The following is an 18,884-nucleotide window of genomic DNA, read 5'->3' as shown; positions in this document are numbered from 1 at the left end:
GCAAGGACTTCACACCCCATGAGCAACACCGTGTACATCGGCGCGAAAGAATATTTCCCCGGCATCGGCAAGATCGGTTTCGAAGGCCGCGATTCGGACAACCCGCTCGCGTTCAAGGTCTACGACGCCAACAAGAAGATCGGCGACAAGAGCATGGCCGAGCACCTGCGCTTTGCCGTGGCCTACTGGCACAGCTTCTGCGGCAACGGCGCCGATCCGTTCGGCCCGGGCACGCGCGCGTATCCGTGGGACGTGGGCACTACCGCGTTGAACCGCGCCGAAGCCAAGGCCGACGCGGCGTTCGAGTTCTTCACCAAGCTCGGCGTGCCGTATTACTGCTTCCACGATATCGACCTGTCGCCTGATGCCGATGACATCGGCGAGTACGAAAAGAATCTCAAGCACATGGTGGGCATCGCCAAGCAGCGCCAGGCCGACACCGGCGTCAAGCTGTTGTGGGGCACCGCCAACCTCTTCTCGCACCCGCGCTACATGAATGGTGCCTCGACCAATCCGGACTTCAATGTGGTGGCGCGTGCGGCAGTGCAGGTCAAGGCCGCGATCGATGCGACCGTTGAACTCGGCGGCGAGAACTACGTGTTCTGGGGCGGCCGCGAAGGCTATGCCTGCCTGCACAACACGCAGATGAAGCGCGAGCAGGACAACATGGCGCGTTTCCTGACCCTGGCACGCGATTACGGTCGCGCGATCGGCTTCAAGGGCAACTTCCTGATCGAGCCCAAGCCGATGGAGCCGATGAAGCACCAGTACGATTTCGATAGCGCCACCGTAATCGGCTTCTTGCGTCAGCATGGCCTGGACCAGGACTTCAAGCTCAATATCGAAGCCAACCACGCTACCTTGTCGGGCCACAGCTTCGAGCATGACCTGCAGGTGGCCTCCGATGCCGGCCTGCTCGGCAGCATCGATGCCAACCGCGGCAACCCGCAGAACGGCTGGGACACCGACCAGTTCCCGACCGACCTGTACGACACCGTCGGCGCCATGCTGGTGGTGCTGCGGCAGGGCGGGCTGGCACCGGGCGGCTTGAACTTCGATGCCAAGGTGCGGCGCGAATCGTCCGACCCGCAGGACCTGTTCCTGGCCCACATCGGCGGCATGGACGCGTTCGCACGCGGGCTGGAAGTGGCCAACGCACTGCTGACGTCTTCGCCGCTGGAGCAATGGCGCGCCGAGCGTTACGCCAGCTTCGACAGCGGCGCGGGCGCTGACTTTGCCGCAGGCAAGACCACGCTGGCGGATCTGGCCAAGCATGCGGCCGGCAATGCGCCGCAGCAGATCAGCGGCCGCCAGGAAGCGTACGAAAACCTGATCAATCAGTATCTGACGCGTTGATGTCCCGTGGCCGGCGGCGCACTGCGTCGCCGGCCGATGGCGGCCACCCCCGTGGACGCTCCCTTGCATGTTCCCAGGTGAACCCATGTCCAGTGTTTCCATTGACGGCGCCCCCGATGCCGGCGAGAACACCCGTTTCATCATCCTGATTAGTTGCGTGGCCACGATCGGTGGCTTCCTGTTCGGCTTCGACAGCGGCGTGATCAATGGCACCGTCGACGGCCTGAAACAGACCTTCCAGTCCACCGCCGCCGAGACCGGCTTCGAGGTCGCCTCGATGCTGCTGGGCTGCGCCATCGGCGCCTTCTTTGCCGGCCGCCTGGCCGACCGCTGGGGCCGCCGCGCGGTCCTGATCATTTCTGCGGCGCTGTTCCTGCTCTCGGCCATCGGTGCCGGTGCCTCGCACAGTTCCGGCTTCTTCATCTTTGCGCGCGTGATGGGCGGCTTTGCCGTCGGCGCGGCGAGTGTCATTTCACCGGCGTATATCGCCGAGGTTGCCTCGGCCCGTTATCGCGGCCGGCTGGCGACGATGCAGCAGATCGCCATCATCAGCGGGCTGTTCTGCGCCTTTCTGAGCAATTACCTGCTGGCAAATGCTGCCGGTGCCTCCACCGAGCCGTTGTGGGCCGGGCAGGCCGCCTGGCGCTGGATGTTCTGGATGCAGGCGGTCCCCTCGATCCTGTTCCTGTTGCTGCTGCTGGTCATCCCCGAAAGCCCGCGCTTCCTGGTGGTCAAGGGCCGCCGCGAGCAGGCGCTGGTAGTGCTCAAGCGCCTGTACGGCAATGCCGCCGCGCAGACCAAGTTGGGCGAGATTTCCGCCTCGATGGCGGCCGACCAGCACAAGCCCAAGTTCTCCGACCTGATCAACAAGGCCACCGGCAAGATCCGCCCCATCGTCTGGATCGGCGTGGGCCTGGCGGTGTTCCAGCAGCTGGTGGGCATCAACGTGGTGTTCTACTACGGCGCGGTGTTGTGGCAGGCAGTGGGCTTCTCCGAGCAGGATGCGCTGTTGATCAACGTGCTTTCCGGCGGCCTCAGCATCGGTGCCTGCCTGGTCACCGTAATGCTGGTGGACAAGATCGGCCGCAAGCCGCTGTTGTGGATCGGCTCGGCCGGTATGGCGGTCTCGCTGGCCTTGGTGACCTACGCGTTTGCCACCGCCTCGCTGGATCCCAACGGCAAGCTTGCGATGTCCGACGCCATGGGCATGCTCGCCCTGGTGGCGGCCAACGTCTACGTGGTGTTCTTCAACGCCTCGTGGGGCCCGGTGATGTGGGTGATGCTGGGCGAAATGTTCCCCAACCAGATCCGCGGCTCGGGCCTGGCCATTGCCGGTGCCGCGCAGTGGACCTCCAACTTCGCCATCACCGTCAGCTTCCCGATCCTGCTCGGCAGCATCGGGCTGGCCGGCGCCTACGGCATCTACACCGTGGCTGCCTTCATCTCGGTGTTCTTCGTCCTCAAGTACGTCTACGAGACCAAAGGCAAGGAACTGGAACAAATGGAGGGCTGATCGCCTCTGTATGCCGATATCGGCATGGAAAACGAAGAAGGCCGCGCAGTGCGCGGCCTTTTTTCTTGGGACGATTTCTTATGGCCAGACGCTATGCACGCTTGCATAAGCCGCATCAGCAAGCCGAACCAGGCAGCAAGGCCTGGTTCGCGTCATCAGCATTGCGCGCTTGTGCTCCTCTCCAATGAATCGTCGGATAGCGCTGCTATCGCTTGCTACCGAGCTCAGCGCGCATCCATGTATGGGGCTAATGCACCAGCAAAGTGCAATGCGCGTCGTTAAACGCACACGCTACGCGCCGGAACGTACACGCCTTTATCGCAATGTGTGCGCCATCGCTATACTCCGTTGAGCAGTTCCCTCCAGACTAGGACGCATCGTGGAACCAAGGAGTGGTGGTATGGCGGTAGCTAAAGACCTTGTCAGAGGCATGCTGATCAGCGTGTGCTACTGCTTGGTGTTTCTGATTCTCTGGCGTTTTTCCCTTGACCAGTGGTATCTGCCAGTTGGCTTGCGGGTCGTTACCTTGCTCTATCGACCATATCGAGAGTGGCCGTTCCTGTTAGTGGGTGACGCTGCGGCGATGTTGTTCTTGCGGATTCCTCTGGGCGAGCTGCAGGGGTTCAGTCCGCTGTGGTCGTACTTGAGCCCCCTATTGCATGCTCCCTTGATCGCCTGTGCGATTGGCCTTCTGCGTTACCGCGCTCCTAACATCGTCAAGAGAGAGCAGTGGCTTATTCCCGCTGCTCTCGCGTTAGCACTTTGGAATGCTTTATGCAGTCTGTTATTGAACGGGCTGCTTGGTGGGCCGCAGATTTACCCTGTAATCGACCTGCTCTTGCGATATGGGGCGGGCAGCTACCTTGGCGTGATTACCCTGTTGTTGCCAGTGATGTTGTGGGTCAATTGGAATCGCAGTCCAGTGCGTTCCAGCTTTCCACGGGATGTTGCCGTCGCTGTGGTTGTCATCCTCGGCCTCTTCTTCATTCTTGGTGTCTTGAATGACCCATCGATTCGAAACGTTTTGATGGTCGCGATGTTAGTGCCGATGGTTGTACTAACTTTCAGGCATGGTTGGAGAGGGAATGCTTTAGGGAAGGTCTGAACAACGCGATCGGAGGATGTGGTAAGCCATATCGGTCGCGGTGACCGCGCTCAGATCCTCGGTTTTTCGCCGTTTTTGGCGCTTTTTCGGGGTATCGTCCCGATTACGGGCGCACCTACCCCGCGGCGGTAATGAACTCTTTGCGCTTCAGCCACAGATTCGACAGCGCAAACAGCATCAGCATCTGTGCGGTGTTCTTCGCCAAACCGCGATAGCGCACCTTGACGTAGCCAAACTGGCGCTTGATCACCCGAAACGGGTGTTCCACCTTTGCACGCAGGCTGGCTTTTGTGTGCTCCCAGCGCTTGGCCAACTTCAGTTCGCGCTTGTTCTTAATCTGCTTCAGCTTCGAGGGCTTCTCCGCGATCAGGTAGCGCAGTTTGCGCTTGCGCTTCATCTCCTCGCGTTTCTCAAGCCCGGTGTAGCCGCTGTCCGCGCACAGCGTGTCCTCCTTGCCGTGCAGCAGCTTGTGCGCTTGTGTGATATCGGCCACGTTGGCCGCCGTGCACTCCACGTGGTGCACCAGCCCGGAGTCATCGTCCACCCCGATGTGCGCCTTCATCCCGAAGTAGTACTGGTTGCCCTTCTTGGTTTGGTGCATCTCCGGATCGCGCTCGCCATCCTTGTTCTTGGTCGAGCTGGGCGCAGCGATGATCGTGGCGTCCACGATCGTCCCGCCGCGCAAGCTCTGCCCCTTGCGCGACAGGTGCGCGTTGACCCGATTGAACAGCTTGCGCGCCAAATCGTGCTGCTCCAACAGATGGCGGAAGTTGAGAATCGTCGTCTCGTCCGGCACCTCATCCAGCCCGCCGATCTTGGCGAAACGGCGCATCGACACCGTGTCGTACAGCGCTTCTTCCGCCGATGGATCGCTCAGTGCATACCACTGCTGCAAAAAGTGGATGCGCAGCATGGTCTCCAGCCGATACGGCTGTCGCCCCGGCTGCCCCGACTTCGGGTAGTGCGGCTCGATCAGCGCCAGCAGGTCCTTCCACGGCACGACCTGGTCCATCTCGGCCAAGAACACCTCACGCCGCGTCCGCTTGCGCTTGCCGTTGTACTCCGCGTCGCCGAAGGTCAGCTGCATCGAAATCGTCTACTCGGGTCGTTGATCGATTGTGGCAGATCACGATGGATTGTTCAGAGTTTCCTTAGGCGCGTTGTTGGCGAGCTTTTCGCTTGAGTTTTCAATGCCTAAGGGAAGGTCTGAACAACGCGATCGGAGGATGTGGTAAGCCATATCGGTCGCGGTGACCGCGCTCAGATCCTCGGTTTTTCGCCGTTTTTGGCGCTTTTTCGGGGTATCGTCCCGATTACGGGCGCACCTACCCCGCGGCGGTAATGAACTCTTTGCGCTTCAGCCACAGATTCGACAGCGCAAACAGCATCAGCATCTGTGCGGTGTTCTTCGCCAAACCGCGATAGCGCACCTTGACGTAGCCAAACTGGCGCTTGATCACCCGAAACGGGTGTTCCACCTTTGCACGCAGGCTGGCTTTTGTGTGCTCCCAGCGCTTGGCCAACTTCAGTTCGCGCTTGTTCTTAATCTGCTTCAGCTTCGAGGGCTTCTCCGCGATCAGGTAGCGCAGTTTGCGCTTGCGCTTCATCTCCTCGCGTTTCTCAAGCCCGGTGTAGCCGCTGTCCGCGCACAGCGTGTCCTCCTTGCCGTGCAGCAGCTTGTGCGCTTGTGTGATATCGGCCACGTTGGCCGCCGTGCACTCCACGTGGTGCACCAGCCCGGAGTCATCGTCCACCCCGATGTGCGCCTTCATCCCGAAGTAGTACTGGTTGCCCTTCTTGGTTTGGTGCATCTCCGGATCGCGCTCGCCATCCTTGTTCTTGGTCGAGCTGGGCGCAGCGATGATCGTGGCGTCCACGATCGTCCCGCCGCGCAAGCTCTGCCCCTTGCGCGACAGGTGCGCGTTGACCCGATTGAACAGCTTGCGCGCCAAATCGTGCTGCTCCAACAGATGGCGGAAGTTGAGAATCGTCGTCTCGTCCGGCACCTCATCCAGCCCGCCGATCTTGGCGAAACGGCGCATCGACACCGTGTCGTACAGCGCTTCTTCCGCCGATGGATCGCTCAGTGCATACCACTGCTGCAAAAAGTGGATGCGCAGCATGGTCTCCAGCCGATACGGCTGTCGCCCCGGCTGCCCCGACTTCGGGTAGTGCGGCTCGATCAGCGCCAGCAGGTCCTTCCACGGCACGACCTGGTCCATCTCGGCCAAGAACACCTCACGCCGCGTCCGCTTGCGCTTGCCGTTGTACTCCGCGTCGCCGAAGGTCAGCTGCATCGAAATCGTCTACTCGGGTCGTTGATCGATTGTGGCAGATCACGATGGATTGTTCAGAGTTTCCCTAAGGTATACCAGGTCGGTTTTTTTGATCAGAATGTTTTCAATCTCCAGCTGCTCTATGCGGTTGTGACGACGATCCTGTTTATTTTCGATGCCCGTCTACGTGAGCCTGTCCTCGACAATAGATCGAATCAATCCAATAACGATGCCTACGCTTTTGCCCGCACAAGCTACGCCAGCGCCGAGCGTTTGCTGCGCAATCGTGTGCTTGAATACTCCGACATTAATGTACAGATTAATAGAATGCGCAAAGATGTAGTGGCTGATTTGAGGGCAAAAGGGCAGCATTCGCTAGCCATGGAGATGACACGAGTGGGTGTCATCGAATCGCAACTATTGCAGCAATACGTGGCCGCGTTGTATCCGTTAGGGAAGGTCTGAACAACGCGATCGGAGGATGTGGTAAGCCATATCGGTCGCGGTGACCGCGCTCAGATCCTCGGTTTTTCGCCGTTTTTGGCGCTTTTTCGGGGTATCGTCCCGATTACGGGCGCACCTACCCCGCGGCGGTAATGAACTCTTTGCGCTTCAGCCACAGATTCGACAGCGCAAACAGCATCAGCATCTGTGCGGTGTTCTTCGCCAAACCGCGATAGCGCACCTTGACGTAGCCAAACTGGCGCTTGATCACCCGAAACGGGTGTTCCACCTTTGCACGCAGGCTGGCTTTTGTGTGCTCCCAGCGCTTGGCCAACTTCAGTTCGCGCTTGTTCTTAATCTGCTTCAGCTTCGAGGGCTTCTCCGCGATCAGGTAGCGCAGTTTGCGCTTGCGCTTCATCTCCTCGCGTTTCTCAAGCCCGGTGTAGCCGCTGTCCGCGCACAGCGTGTCCTCCTTGCCGTGCAGCAGCTTGTGCGCTTGTGTGATATCGGCCACGTTGGCCGCCGTGCACTCCACGTGGTGCACCAGCCCGGAGTCATCGTCCACCCCGATGTGCGCCTTCATCCCGAAGTAGTACTGGTTGCCCTTCTTGGTTTGGTGCATCTCCGGATCGCGCTCGCCATCCTTGTTCTTGGTCGAGCTGGGCGCAGCGATGATCGTGGCGTCCACGATCGTCCCGCCGCGCAAGCTCTGCCCCTTGCGCGACAGGTGCGCGTTGACCCGATTGAACAGCTTGCGCGCCAAATCGTGCTGCTCCAACAGATGGCGGAAGTTGAGAATCGTCGTCTCGTCCGGCACCTCATCCAGCCCGCCGATCTTGGCGAAACGGCGCATCGACACCGTGTCGTACAGCGCTTCTTCCGCCGATGGATCGCTCAGTGCATACCACTGCTGCAAAAAGTGGATGCGCAGCATGGTCTCCAGCCGATACGGCTGTCGCCCCGGCTGCCCCGACTTCGGGTAGTGCGGCTCGATCAGCGCCAGCAGGTCCTTCCACGGCACGACCTGGTCCATCTCGGCCAAGAACACCTCACGCCGCGTCCGCTTGCGCTTGCCGTTGTACTCCGCGTCGCCGAAGGTCAGCTGCATCGAAATCGTCTACTCGGGTCGTTGATCGATTGTGGCAGATCACGATGGATTGTTCAGAGTTTCCTTAGAAATAGAAACGCATGGGTTATATCAAGCACTACGTTCGCCGGCGCTTGAGCGCTTCTGCGCTTCTCAGTTTCAGTGTGTGTTTCGTGGCGACTGTAGGAGCTTGTCTTTGGAGATGCAGTTGAGCGCATATCGCTGTGTTCTCAATTGCGTCGAAATTCTGCCTACGGCTGGCAGGCATTTCATCCAGGTGCGCGCATGGGCAGCAAGGGAGACTCGTGGCGTGGCGGTGCGTGTCATTGCTGATTCCTCATCGGCGGAGGCGGTCCGGCGCGACTTGAATGACGTGGAAGCTGAGCTAAAAGCAAGATTGAGAGTGCATGGCGGTATGTTTCATCGCCGCCATGCATTGGTTCTGACATTTCTCGTCGCTGAGGCCAATCCCGTGCTGATCAGGGAGACACGAACCACTGATCCCCGTTTGCTTCGCGCCGTGTGAGCACTATGAAATTTCTTGTCTTATAGACGAGTTGGGCTTGATTGCGCCTGGCTGCATCGCTTGTAGTGGGCTCGCTCACGCCTGGGTCTGAGGAGATTCTATTTTTCTTAGGCAAGACAACGCGATCCACGTCCTTGCCCATTGGTAGGGTCCATAGCGCGTCGTCCACCCTAGGGAAACTCTGAACAATCCATCGTGATCTGCCACAATCGATCAACGACCCGAGTAGACGATTTCGATGCAGCTGACCTTCGGCGACGCGGAGTACAACGGCAAGCGCAAGCGGACGCGGCGTGAGGTGTTCTTGGCCGAGATGGACCAGGTCGTGCCGTGGAAGGACCTGCTGGCGCTGATCGAGCCGCACTACCCGAAGTCGGGGCAGCCGGGGCGACAGCCGTATCGGCTGGAGACCATGCTGCGCATCCACTTTTTGCAGCAGTGGTATGCACTGAGCGATCCATCGGCGGAAGAAGCGCTGTACGACACGGTGTCGATGCGCCGTTTCGCCAAGATCGGCGGGCTGGATGAGGTGCCGGACGAGACGACGATTCTCAACTTCCGCCATCTGTTGGAGCAGCACGATTTGGCGCGCAAGCTGTTCAATCGGGTCAACGCGCACCTGTCGCGCAAGGGGCAGAGCTTGCGCGGCGGGACGATCGTGGACGCCACGATCATCGCTGCGCCCAGCTCGACCAAGAACAAGGATGGCGAGCGCGATCCGGAGATGCACCAAACCAAGAAGGGCAACCAGTACTACTTCGGGATGAAGGCGCACATCGGGGTGGACGATGACTCCGGGCTGGTGCACCACGTGGAGTGCACGGCGGCCAACGTGGCCGATATCACACAAGCGCACAAGCTGCTGCACGGCAAGGAGGACACGCTGTGCGCGGACAGCGGCTACACCGGGCTTGAGAAACGCGAGGAGATGAAGCGCAAGCGCAAACTGCGCTACCTGATCGCGGAGAAGCCCTCGAAGCTGAAGCAGATTAAGAACAAGCGCGAACTGAAGTTGGCCAAGCGCTGGGAGCACACAAAAGCCAGCCTGCGTGCAAAGGTGGAACACCCGTTTCGGGTGATCAAGCGCCAGTTTGGCTACGTCAAGGTGCGCTATCGCGGTTTGGCGAAGAACACCGCACAGATGCTGATGCTGTTTGCGCTGTCGAATCTGTGGCTGAAGCGCAAAGAGTTCATTACCGCCGCGGGGTAGGTGCGCCCGTAATCGGGACGATACCCCGAAAAAGCGCCAAAAACGGCGAAAAACCGAGGATCTGAGCGCGGTCACCGCGACCGATATGGCTTACCACATCCTCCGATCGCGTTGTTCAGACCTTCCCTAGACCTATCTATCTTCCCAGTCTGTGTAGCGCTCCGGACGGACCAGCTTACCGACTCAGCTTGAGATCGTTGTCAGCACGCCCAACCACTCATCACCTGCTGGTGATGCACAGGCCCCCAGCGACGCAGGAACTGCTGAGTGTGGTGATCGGCAGGGTCCTGGAGCGCTGTGAGGCGTTGGGCAATGAAGGCTGCGGTCAGGGGCTGGGCGCAGTCAATCTCAATGCAGCGACGCCAGGCGTCGTAGGTCTCGGGGATATGGTGGGACATGGGCGGCTTCTGGACGAGGAGCTGAACGAAGGCGGCAACCGGCTTGCTTTTGCTGAATTAATGTTACCTTATAACACCTCATCTTCGCCGCGCAGTCTTGCCTCCCGTGCCCTGCCTTCTTCTATGTTTTAGCTGCCGTCCGGAATCGCACTGCGCTCTACGCTGCCGTTTGCTGTGGCGGGTCGATTGCCTGAGTTGTGAGGGCAGGGCGTGATGCAGCGTCGGCACCTATTACGGGGTGGAGCTGCTGCCTTGATGCTTGCGCCGACGTTCGGGGCTGCGCGGGGGCTCCCGGCGCTGCGGGGATGCCGCGTGCAACAGCAGGGCGGGTTGCTTCGCCTGCGGCTGGAACTGGGCGCGCAGGTGGCCTACCGCAGTTTCAGGTTGTCCGATCCTGAGCGTGTGGTCATCGATCTTTCTGGCGTGTCGCCGCAGTCGCCTTGCATCGATCCGATGCCCGCCAGCGTTGCGGTGACCCGCATACGCAGCGCGCCGCATCTCGATGGTCTGCGCGTCGTGCTGGATCTGCGGCAGCCCTGTACGGTCAACGTGCGCCGGGATGGCAGTGCGCTGGTGCTGGAGCTTGCCGCCATGCCCGGTGGCGCGGCCCTGACAGTCATCGGCGATGTTGCAGCGACAGCGCCCGTAGGCCCGGCCCGCTCGCGCCTGCATCCCTACATCATCGCGATCGATGCCGGCCACGGCGGCAAGGATCCGGGCGCGGTCAGTGCCGATGCGCGTTACGAAAAACATGTGGCGATGGCGATCGCTGCGCGGCTGCATCAGCGTCTGGCGGCCGATACGCGTTACCGGCCGACCATGATCCGTAGCGACGACCGCTTCGTGCCGCTGCACGAGCGCGTGTTGATCGCCCATCGCCACAGCGCGGACCTGTTCGTCTCCATCCATGCCGATGCCGCACCAACGCGCCAAGCGCGCGGCGCCTCGGTGTTTGCGCTGTCGCAGACTGGCGCCAGCTCCGCACTGGCGCGTTGGATCGCCGATAGCGAAAACGCTGCCGACGACATGGGCGATACCGCGCGCCGGCTGCGCGTGCCGAGCAATCCGGTGCTGTCGCAGGTGCTGGCCGACCTGTCGTTGAGCGGCACCATCGCCAGCAGTGTGGCATTGGGCACATTGATGTTGGAGCGCCTGCAGCAGGTGACGCGCCTGCATCAAGACCAGGTGGGGCAGGCCGGTTTTGCGGTGTTGAAGTCGCCGGACATTCCGTCGCTGCTGGTCGAAACCGGCTTCATGAGCAATCGCGACGATTGCAGCCGCCTGTGCAGCGATACGCATCAGGACGAACTCGCGCAGACATTGCATGCGGGAATCGACGACTACTTCGCTGCGTTTCCTGGCCGCGCCTGAGGCGCGGTCGTCACCTTTATCTTCGACGAGATCACGATGTCCGCTACGCTTCCCGATGTTGCTGTGACCGAACCATCAGCGCTGAGCGCGCCCCTGCGATGGGTGGGCATGCAGGACATCGCCATTCCCGTGCAGTTGGAGACCGGTGGCAGCCAGCTTGCCGCGCGCGCCAGCGTGCAGGTCGATCTGCCGCGGGCTGAGCTGAAAGGCATCCACATGTCGCGGCTGTATCGCCTGCTGGATACGCATCTGCAGCAGCCACTGTCGCCGGCCATGCTCTCGCAGTTATTGCAGGCGCTGATCGACAGCCATGCCGATTGCGCAAGCCGCGCCGCTCGGCTGACGCTGCGCTTCGAGCTGATGCTGCGCACGCCGGCCTTGCGCAGTGAGGGGCTGAGCGGCTGGCGTGCCTATCCGGTGCACATCGCCGCGCAATGCAGGGCAGGGCGCACCACGGTCCAGCTCCAGGTGGAGGTGTTGTACGCCTCAACCTGCCCCTGTTCGGCAGCGTTGTCGCGGCAGCTGCTGGGCGATGCATTCGCGCAGCAACATGCCGGGCGCGATGCGCTGGCGCTGCACGATGTTGTGCAATGGCTGCAGGCCAACGGCTCCTACGCCACGCCGCATAGCCAACGCAGCGTGGCGCAGGTACGCGTCGATCTGGCCGACGATACGCAGCGCTTGGAGATCCGCGAGTTGATCGGTGTGTGCGAGCAGGCATTGGCGACGCCGGTGCAGGCTGCAGTCCGGCGACCCGACGAACAGGCGTTTGCGCGTTTGAATGGCGCAAACCTGATGTATGTCGAAGATGCGGCGCGACGCCTGCGCAAGTCGCTGGCGGAGCAATACGCAGTCTTTCATGTGGCGGTACGCCATCTGGAAAGCCTGCATGCCCACGATGCGGTCGCCGAAACCGGTAGCGAGGCGGTCGACACACATCCGTTTGCCGAATAACGGGCAACATGCATTCTCCTCCGCGCAGGATGGCGTCCTGGCGCCAGTGCATCAACAGACCCCGCGTCTGTCGGGTCGATGGCGATGGATGTGCGTGACAGCGAGCGACACACGGCGCACGCAGGGTTTGGCGCTAACTTGCGTGTGCAAAGGCGTCGAGCAAGCCGGAGCCCAAATCCGGGTCGTCCATGCGGCGGTGGATCGTATATTCGTCACTGGCGTGGCCGCCATGCGCCCGAAAATGGACCGCAGGAATGAACGCCACGTCCTCGTCCGCAGACGTCATGCCGACCGCTTTTGCTTTCTTCCCCAGGGCGGCCCAGGTTCGGACGCCTGCGGCTTGAAGCATGGGCTGCTGGATGCTTTTCCATTCCGACTGAGGCGGGTGGGCGACGCCTGCGCGTGAGGCGGCAAGCGATGTTTTTATCCCCTCGGCCAGACCGCTGCGGTCATCTGCGGGAATGGTCAGCACGTGCCCATCGGCAATCCATACACTGCTTTCGGTGAGCGACATTGCTTGAAGGAGGATGTGTTCGCCGACCAGATAGGCAGTGGCAGTTTTCACTTTTGACCGGCGAAGGGGCGTTCGTCGGTGATACCTGTCGGTGCGCATCGTGCGCCGGGCTTGGCAGCGTCACCGGCTGAGCGTCCAAGCGGCCTCTGCCAGCGTGCCGCTGCGCACATGTGCATGGATAGCAAGCGTGCCGGCAGCGCTGCAGCGCGTTCGCTCTGCAAAACGGCACGTGCAAGGCGAATGGCCACAACGCAAAAGCCCCGCATTGCGGGGCTCTGGCGTTTAGCAGTCAGACCGATCGTGGTGCTCCCTAGGGGACTCGAACCCCTGTTTTAGCCTTGAGAGGGCCACGTCCTAACCATTAGACGAAGGGAGCGCTTTTGTCACGTCTTGTGCAGCGCGCTAGTATAGTGAGGTAATAGCCGTTGGGCAATCCTGCAACACAAGACGGAAGCGCCATCATCGAACCCTCAGTTACATCTCCGTTCACGCTGCGCGTCATTCCACGCGACCAGCACACCATCTCGCGCAAGGACATCAGCCCCAACGCGTTACGCGTGTTGTACCGCCTGCGCGAATCGGGCTTTGGTGCCTATCTGGTCGGCGGTGCGGTCCGCGACCTGCTGGTTGGCGGCCACCCGAAGGATTTCGACGTGGCCACCGACGCGACGCCGGAAGAGGTCAAGGCGCTGTTCCGCAACTGTCGCCTGATCGGCCGCCGTTTCCGTCTGGCACATGTGGTGTTCGGTCGCGAAATCATCGAAGTGGCCACCTTCCGCGCCAATGTCGACGATGGCAGCGGCGACCGCGAACTCGATAACGGCCGGCTGGTGCGCGACAACGTCTACGGCACCATCGAGGACGATGCGATCCGCCGCGACTTCACCTGCAATGCCTTGTATTACGCCATCGAGGATTTCTCGGTGCGCGATTACTGCGGCGGCTTCGAAGACGTGCAGGCGCGCCTGATGAAGTTGATCGGCGACCCGCAGTTGCGTTACCAGGAAGACCCGGTGCGCATGCTGCGCGCGGTGCGTCTGGCGGCCAAGTTGAATTTCGACATCGAAGCCGGCACCGCCGAACCCATTCCGCGTCTGGCCGGGCTGCTGTCCGAAGCTGCGCCTGCGCGGTTGTTCGAAGAAATTCTCAAGCTGTTCCTGTCTGGGCACGGTGTGGCCAGCTTCGAAGGTCTGGAGCGTTACGGCCTGCTCAGCGCGTTGTTTCCGGAAAGCGCGGCGGCATTGAAGTCCAACCGCAGTGGCGCGTTGCGCGCCATGGTGCTGGAAGGCCTGCGCAATACCGATGCACGCGTGGCCAACGACGAGCCGGTGTCGCCGGCCTTCCTGTTTGCATTGCTGCTGTGGCCGGCGTTCTGCCGCACCTTGATGGGGCTGCAGGCGCAAGGCGTGCAACCGGAGGATGCGCAGCGCCGCGCGGCCGATCGCGTCACCTTGCATCAGTTGGAGCGCGTCGCGTTGCCGCGCCGTTTCTCGCTGCCGATGCAGGAAATCTGGTTACTGCAGACGCGTTTCTCCTCGCGTCAGCGCAAGCGGGTATTTCGCACCTTGTCGCATCCGCGCTTCCGCGCGGCATTCGATTTCCTGGTGCTGCGTCAGTTCGCATCGGCCGACCACGCCGCCGATGTGGAGTTCTGGCGCGAGGCGCAGAAGTCCTCCGGCCAGGAGCTGGTGGATGCGATCGAATCGGCGCAGGCCGACCACGACAGCGATGAGGGCGCACCGCGCAAGCGTCGCCGACGCCGCCGTCGGACCGGCGCACCGGCCGGCGAGTAGGGCATGCAGACCGCCTTTGTTGGCCTGGGTGCCAACCTGGGCCAGGCCGAGGCCAGCGTGCGCGCGGCCATCGCCGCGCTGGGCGCCGTGCCGCAGACCACGCTGATCGCCGCTTCGCGCTTGTATCGCACGCCGGCCTGGGGCCGCGAAGACCAGCCCGATTTCATCAATGCCGTGGCCCAGCTGCGTACCGAGCTTGCGCCGCTGCCGCTGCTGGAGGCCTTGCTCGGCATCGAACAGGCGTTCGGCCGCGAGCGTCGCGCCGGCGAGCGCTGGGGCCCGCGGACGCTCGACCTGGACCTGCTGCTGTACGCCGACCAGGTGATCGACCTGCCGCAGCTGCAGGTGCCGCATCCGCATCTGCACGCGCGCGCCTTCGCCCTGCTGCCGCTGTCGGAGCTGGCGCCGGAGGCGATCATTCCGGGGCATGGAACAGTGCGGCGCGCCCTGCACGCCATCGATACCTGCGGGCTGGAGCCGATTGGGTAGATAATGGCCGGCTTATCACCCCACGTAATGACTTCATGAGCAGCCACGCCGACAGCAAGCCCTGGACCGTGCCCGCCTTGGCGCAGGCCAAGCGCGAGGGTCGAAAACTGGTCATGTTGACCGCGTACGACGCCGGTTTTGCGCGCACCTTCGACGCCAATGGCGTGGACCTGATCCTGGTCGGCGATTCGCTCGGCATGGTGGTGCAGGGGCACGATTCCACCTTGCCGGTGACCACCGCCGACATGGTTTACCACACGGCCTCGGTGGCCCGTGCGCTCGATCGCGCCTTGCTGGTGGCCGACCTGTCGTTCCAGGCCGACGCCACGCCTGAGCGTGCATTGGACGCCGCCACCCAGCTGCTGCAGGCTGGCGCGGAGATGGTCAAGATCGAAGGCGCCGGGCACAAGCTGGAGGTCATCCGTTACCTGGTCGAGCGCGAGATCCCGGTCTGCTCGCACCTGGGCCTGACCCCGCAATCGGTGCTGCGGTTCGGTGGCTACAAGGTGCAGGGCCGCGGCGAGGCTGGCGAGCAGCTGCGTCGTGGCGCGCAGGCCGTGGTCGACGCCGGTGCGAGCCTGCTGGTGCTGGAATGCGTGCCGACGCCGATCGCCACGCAGATCAGTGCCGACCTCAGCGTGCCCACCATCGGCATCGGTGCCGGCCCCGGTTGCGACGGCCAGGTGCTGGTGATGCACGACATGCTTGGGCTGGACAGTGGCCACCGCCGGCCCAAGTTCGTCAAGGATTTTCTGGCCGAGGGCGGCTCGGTTGCCGGCGCGGTGCGCGCCTATGCACAGGCGGTGCGCGACGGCAGCTTTCCCGATGCAGAGCATGCATACGCCGCATGATCCAGACCCTGACCGATCTTTCCGCACTGCGCGCCCTGGTCAATGGCTGGAAGCGCGAGGGCTTGCGTGTGGCGCTGGTGCCCACCATGGGCAACCTGCACGCCGGGCATTATTCGCTGGTGATGCTGGCGCGCCAGTACGCCGACCGCGTGGTGTCCAGCGTGTTCGTCAACCCGACCCAGTTCGGACCGAATGAAGATTTTGCGCGCTACCCGCGCACGCCCGAGGCCGACCTGCGCGGCCTGGAAGACGCCGGTTGCGATGCGCTGTGGCTGCCGGACGTGGACACCATGTACCCGCTCGGCACCGCGCTGGCCACACCGATCCATGCGCCCGGCGTCAGCGATGTGCTGGAAGGCGAATGCCGGCCCGGGCATTTCGATGGCGTGTGCACCGTGGTGGCGCGATTGTTCAACCAGGTGCAGCCGGACGTGGCCGCCTTCGGCAAGAAGGATTACCAGCAGTTGGCGGTGATCCGGCAGATGGTGGCCGACCTGGCGTTTCCGATCGAAATTTTGGGCGGCAGCATCGTGCGCGAGGCCGATGGCCTGGCGATGAGCTCGCGCAACCAGTATCTGTCGGCGGAAGATCGCCCGATCTCGGGCACGATCCGCAAGGTGCTGCTGCAGATGCGCGACAGCTATGCCGCCGGCACGCCGCGTGCGCAGGTGGAAGATGCGGCCAGCCACACGCTGGAACAGGCCGGTTTCAGGGTCGATTACGCGGTGGTGCGGCTGCCTGACCTCAGCGAGCCGGGCGACAGCCACACCGGCGCGCGCGTGGCCTTGATCGCGGCCCGGTTGGGCAACACGCGCTTGATCGACAACCTGGAATTCTGAGCAGGCCGACGCGCCGTCGGAGCCGTCCGGCAGCGCCAGCGAACCGGGCGCGCGGTTGTGCGTGCTGCGCAGGCCTGAAGCCCTCACCACCGGCCGCAGCGCAAACCGGTGGGGACGGGCGCTTTCCGCTAAAATGCCGGCTTTCCTTTTGTCGTTGCCTTCCGTCCATGCACCTGTCCCTGCTGAAAGCCAAGATCCACCGCGCCACCGTCACCCACTCCGAGCTCAACTACGAAGGCTCGATCGCCATCGACGGCCTGCTGCTGGAAGCGACCGGCATCCGCGAATTCGAACAGGTCCACATCTGGGACGTCACCAACGGTGCGCGTTTCAGCACCTATGCCATCCGCGCCGAAGACGGCAGCGGCATCATGTCGCTCAACGGTGGCGCTGCGCGTCACGTGCAGGTGGGCGATCTGATCATCGTGGCGGCGTTCGCCAGCATGAGCGAAGACGAAGCCAAGACCTTCAAGCCCAATCTGGTATATGTGAACGCGCACAACGCGATCTCCCACACCAACCACAGCATCCCCACGCAGGCCGCATGACACACACCAACGGATTCGACGCGCTTCACGCCCACGCCCAGCGCCTGCGCGGCGCTGCCATCCCCGCATTGCTTGCCGCCGAGCCGCAGCGGCCGACGCAATACGCCAGGCAAGTCGGTCCGTTGTATTTCAACTTCGCGCGGCAGAAGTATGACCGCGCCGCGCTCGATGCGCTGTTCGCCATCGCGCGCGCGCGCGATCTTTCCGGCGCGTTCCAGCGCCTGTTCCGTGGCGAGCAGGTCAATGTCACCGAACAGCGCGCGGCCCTGCATACCGCGTTGCGCGGCGATTTGACCGACGCAGCGGTGGCATCGGAGGCGTATGCCACCGCTGCCGACGTGCGCCAGCGCATGGGCGCGCTGATCCAGCAGCTGGAAGCGACCGAGGTCACCGATATCGTCAGTGTCGGCATCGGTGGATCGGACCTGGGCCCGCGGCTGGTGGCCGATGCCTTGCGTCCGGTGGCCGGAGCGCGCTTGCGCGTGCATTTCGTCTCCAACGTCGATGGTGCGGCGATGCAGCGCACGCTGGCCACGCTGGATCCGGCACGCACCGCCGGCATCCTGATCTCCAAGACCTTCGGCACCCAGGAAACCCTGCTCAACGGCAGCATCCTGCATGCCTGGCTCGGTGGCAGCGAGCGGCTGTACGCGGTCAGTGCCAACCCCGAGCGTGCCGCCAAGGCCTTCGACATCGCACCCGGCCGCGTGCTGCCGATGTGGGACTGGGTGGGCGGGCGCTACTCGCTGTGGTCGGCAGTGGGTTTCCCGATTGCATTGGCCATTGGTTTCGAGCGTTTCGAACAACTGCTGGAAGGCGCCGCGCAGTTCGATGCACATGTGCTCAACACGCCGCTGGAAGAAAACGTTGCGGTGTTGCATGGCCTGACGGCAGTGTGGAACCGCAACCTGCTCGGTAGCGCCACGCACGCGGTGATGACCTACGACCAGCGCCTGGCACTGCTGCCGGCTTACCTGCAGCAGCTGGTGATGGAGAGCCTGGGCAAGCGCGTCAAGCTCGATGGCTCGGCGGTGGACAGCGACACCGTGTCGGTGTGGTGGGGTGGTGCCGGCACCGATGTGCAGCACAGCTTCTTCCAGGCGCTGCATCAGGGCACCAGCGTGGTGCCGGCCGATTTCATCGGCACCGTGCACAACGACGACCCGTACGCGGAAAACCATACTGCGCTGATGGCCAATGTGCTGGCGCAGACCGAGGCGCTGGCCAACGGGCAGGACAGCAGCGACCCGCACCGCAGCTACCCGGGCGGCCGCCCGAGCACGGTGATCCTGCTCGATGCGCTCACCCCGCAGGCGCTGGGCGCGCTGATCTCGATGTACGAGCACAGCGTCTACGTGCAATCGGTGATGTGGGGCATCAATGCGTTCGACCAGTTCGGCGTGGAGCTGGGCAAGCAGCTGGCCAGCCAGTTGCTGCCGGCGCTGAAGGGCGAATCGGCCGATGTGGCCGACCCGGTGACGCGCGAGCTGCTGAACAAGTTGCGCGGCTGAGCATGTGCGCATCGCGCTTGAAAAACCGGGGCCTGCGGGCCCCGTTTTTGTTTTGGACGGCATGATCGACCGGATTGTTTGGACAAAATGGACAAATTT

The 18,884-nt window shown here is 62.6% G+C and carries 18 protein-coding genes, 1 tRNA gene and 1 pseudogene; 14 read left to right on the top strand and 6 right to left on the bottom strand.

What is annotated here, in order from left to right; translation table 11 throughout:
- Nucleotides 1-18 precede the first annotated feature (18 nt).
- From xylA to ACCQ03_RS09055, 3 genes are all read left to right on the top strand, one after another.
- On the top strand, nt 19-1,356 hold the full coding sequence (gene xylA, locus ACCQ03_RS09065; RefSeq protein ID WP_150145853.1) for a xylose isomerase: 1,338 nt from the start codon (nt 19-21) through the stop codon (nt 1,354-1,356).
- A gap of 85 nt (nt 1,357-1,441) precedes the next feature.
- Nucleotides 1,442-2,869, top strand: coding sequence for a sugar porter family MFS transporter (locus ACCQ03_RS09060; RefSeq protein ID WP_209227976.1), 1,428 nt, complete (start codon nt 1,442-1,444; stop codon nt 2,867-2,869).
- Between the two features lie 400 nt (nt 2,870-3,269).
- Entirely contained in the window at nt 3,270-3,974 is a 705-nt protein-coding gene (locus ACCQ03_RS09055; RefSeq protein ID WP_244664069.1) for an MASE1 domain-containing protein, read from the top strand.
- A gap of 115 nt (nt 3,975-4,089) precedes the next feature.
- Here ACCQ03_RS09055 and ACCQ03_RS09050 read toward each other — a convergent pair whose 3' ends face one another.
- Both ACCQ03_RS09050 and ACCQ03_RS09045 read right to left on the bottom strand, forming a co-directional pair.
- A complete protein-coding gene (locus tag ACCQ03_RS09050) occupies nt 4,090-5,061 on the bottom strand; it encodes an IS5 family transposase (protein ID WP_150147813.1) in 972 nt (323 codons plus the stop codon).
- 238 nt (nt 5,062-5,299) lie between these two features.
- Nucleotides 5,300-6,271, bottom strand: a complete 972-nt coding sequence (locus ACCQ03_RS09045) for an IS5 family transposase (RefSeq protein ID WP_150147813.1) — start codon at nt 6,269-6,271, stop codon at nt 5,300-5,302.
- 57 nt (nt 6,272-6,328) lie between these two features.
- Between ACCQ03_RS09045 and ACCQ03_RS09040 the strand changes: the two are divergent.
- Nucleotides 6,329-6,703, top strand: a pseudogene (locus tag ACCQ03_RS09040) (MASE1 domain-containing protein); the annotation flags it as partial.
- A 127-nt stretch (nt 6,704-6,830) separates the two neighbouring features.
- On the opposite strand, the gene ACCQ03_RS09035 reads toward ACCQ03_RS09040, so the two are convergent.
- Nucleotides 6,831-7,802, bottom strand: coding sequence for an IS5 family transposase (locus ACCQ03_RS09035; protein ID WP_150147813.1), 972 nt, complete (start codon nt 7,800-7,802; stop codon nt 6,831-6,833).
- A gap of 187 nt (nt 7,803-7,989) precedes the next feature.
- Here ACCQ03_RS09035 and ACCQ03_RS09030 point away from each other — a divergent pair, with 187 nt between their 5' ends.
- The gene (locus ACCQ03_RS09030; protein WP_244664312.1) at nt 7,990-8,307 is read left to right on the top strand and encodes a hypothetical protein; all 318 of its coding nucleotides are present in this window, start codon (nt 7,990-7,992) and stop codon (nt 8,305-8,307) included.
- A gap of 238 nt (nt 8,308-8,545) precedes the next feature.
- The gene (locus tag ACCQ03_RS09025; RefSeq protein WP_150147813.1) at nt 8,546-9,517 is read left to right on the top strand and encodes an IS5 family transposase; all 972 of its coding nucleotides are present in this window, start codon (nt 8,546-8,548) and stop codon (nt 9,515-9,517) included.
- A 200-nt stretch (nt 9,518-9,717) separates the two neighbouring features.
- On the opposite strand, the gene ACCQ03_RS09020 is transcribed toward ACCQ03_RS09025, so the two are convergent.
- On the bottom strand, nt 9,718-9,915 hold the full coding sequence (locus ACCQ03_RS09020; protein WP_209227754.1) for a hypothetical protein: 198 nt from the start codon (nt 9,913-9,915) through the stop codon (nt 9,718-9,720).
- A 213-nt stretch (nt 9,916-10,128) separates the two neighbouring features.
- Here ACCQ03_RS09020 and ACCQ03_RS09015 point away from each other — a divergent pair, with 213 nt between their 5' ends.
- Together ACCQ03_RS09015 and folE2 are read left to right on the top strand one after the other, a co-directional pair.
- A complete protein-coding gene (locus ACCQ03_RS09015) occupies nt 10,129-11,286 on the top strand; it encodes an N-acetylmuramoyl-L-alanine amidase (RefSeq protein ID WP_209227752.1) in 1,158 nt (385 codons plus the stop codon).
- Between the two features lie 36 nt (nt 11,287-11,322).
- Nucleotides 11,323-12,240, top strand: a complete 918-nt coding sequence (gene folE2, locus ACCQ03_RS09010) for a GTP cyclohydrolase FolE2 (RefSeq protein WP_209227750.1) — start codon at nt 11,323-11,325, stop codon at nt 12,238-12,240.
- A gap of 133 nt (nt 12,241-12,373) precedes the next feature.
- Here folE2 and ACCQ03_RS09005 read toward each other — a convergent pair whose 3' ends face one another.
- Together ACCQ03_RS09005 and ACCQ03_RS09000 are read right to left on the bottom strand one after the other, a co-directional pair.
- Nucleotides 12,374-12,754, bottom strand: coding sequence for a hypothetical protein (locus ACCQ03_RS09005; protein ID WP_209227756.1), 381 nt, complete (start codon nt 12,752-12,754; stop codon nt 12,374-12,376).
- 301 nt (nt 12,755-13,055) lie between these two features.
- Nucleotides 13,056-13,130: transfer RNA gene (locus ACCQ03_RS09000), tRNA-Glu, on the bottom strand.
- A 49-nt stretch (nt 13,131-13,179) separates the two neighbouring features.
- On the opposite strand from ACCQ03_RS09000, the gene pcnB reads away from it, so the two are divergent.
- From pcnB to pgi, 6 genes are all read left to right on the top strand, one after another.
- Nucleotides 13,180-14,547: a polynucleotide adenylyltransferase PcnB gene (gene pcnB / locus ACCQ03_RS08995; protein ID WP_007965770.1), complete on the top strand. Its 1,368-nt coding sequence runs from the start codon at nt 13,180-13,182 to the stop codon at nt 14,545-14,547.
- A gap of 3 nt (nt 14,548-14,550) precedes the next feature.
- A complete protein-coding gene (gene folK, locus ACCQ03_RS08990; protein ID WP_007965767.1) occupies nt 14,551-15,036 on the top strand; it encodes a 2-amino-4-hydroxy-6-hydroxymethyldihydropteridine diphosphokinase in 486 nt (161 codons plus the stop codon).
- Between the two features lie 35 nt (nt 15,037-15,071).
- A complete protein-coding gene (gene panB, locus ACCQ03_RS08985) occupies nt 15,072-15,887 on the top strand; it encodes a 3-methyl-2-oxobutanoate hydroxymethyltransferase (protein ID WP_057659208.1) in 816 nt (271 codons plus the stop codon).
- Nucleotides 15,884-16,726 (top strand): pantoate--beta-alanine ligase, encoded by an 843-nt coding sequence (gene panC / locus ACCQ03_RS08980; protein ID WP_007965764.1) that lies wholly within the window; start codon nt 15,884-15,886, stop codon nt 16,724-16,726. Before panB ends, panC begins: the two co-directional genes overlap by 4 nt.
- 167 nt (nt 16,727-16,893) lie before the next feature.
- The gene (gene panD / locus ACCQ03_RS08975; protein WP_003481969.1) at nt 16,894-17,274 is read left to right on the top strand and encodes an aspartate 1-decarboxylase; all 381 of its coding nucleotides are present in this window, start codon (nt 16,894-16,896) and stop codon (nt 17,272-17,274) included.
- Complete coding sequence (gene pgi, locus ACCQ03_RS08970; protein WP_057659210.1) at nt 17,271-18,785, top strand: glucose-6-phosphate isomerase; 1,515 nt, start codon at nt 17,271-17,273, stop codon at nt 18,783-18,785. The genes panD and pgi overlap by 4 nt, the downstream gene beginning before the upstream one ends.
- The last annotated feature ends 99 nt before the right edge of the window (nt 18,786-18,884 follow it).

The organism is Xanthomonas sp. NCPPB 3569 (assembly GCF_041475645.2).
Lineage (GTDB): Bacteria > Pseudomonadota > Gammaproteobacteria > Xanthomonadales > Xanthomonadaceae > Xanthomonas > Xanthomonas phaseoli.
The sequence above is the reverse complement of the archived record's forward strand: the minus strand, read 5'-3'. Positions and strand labels throughout refer to the sequence as shown.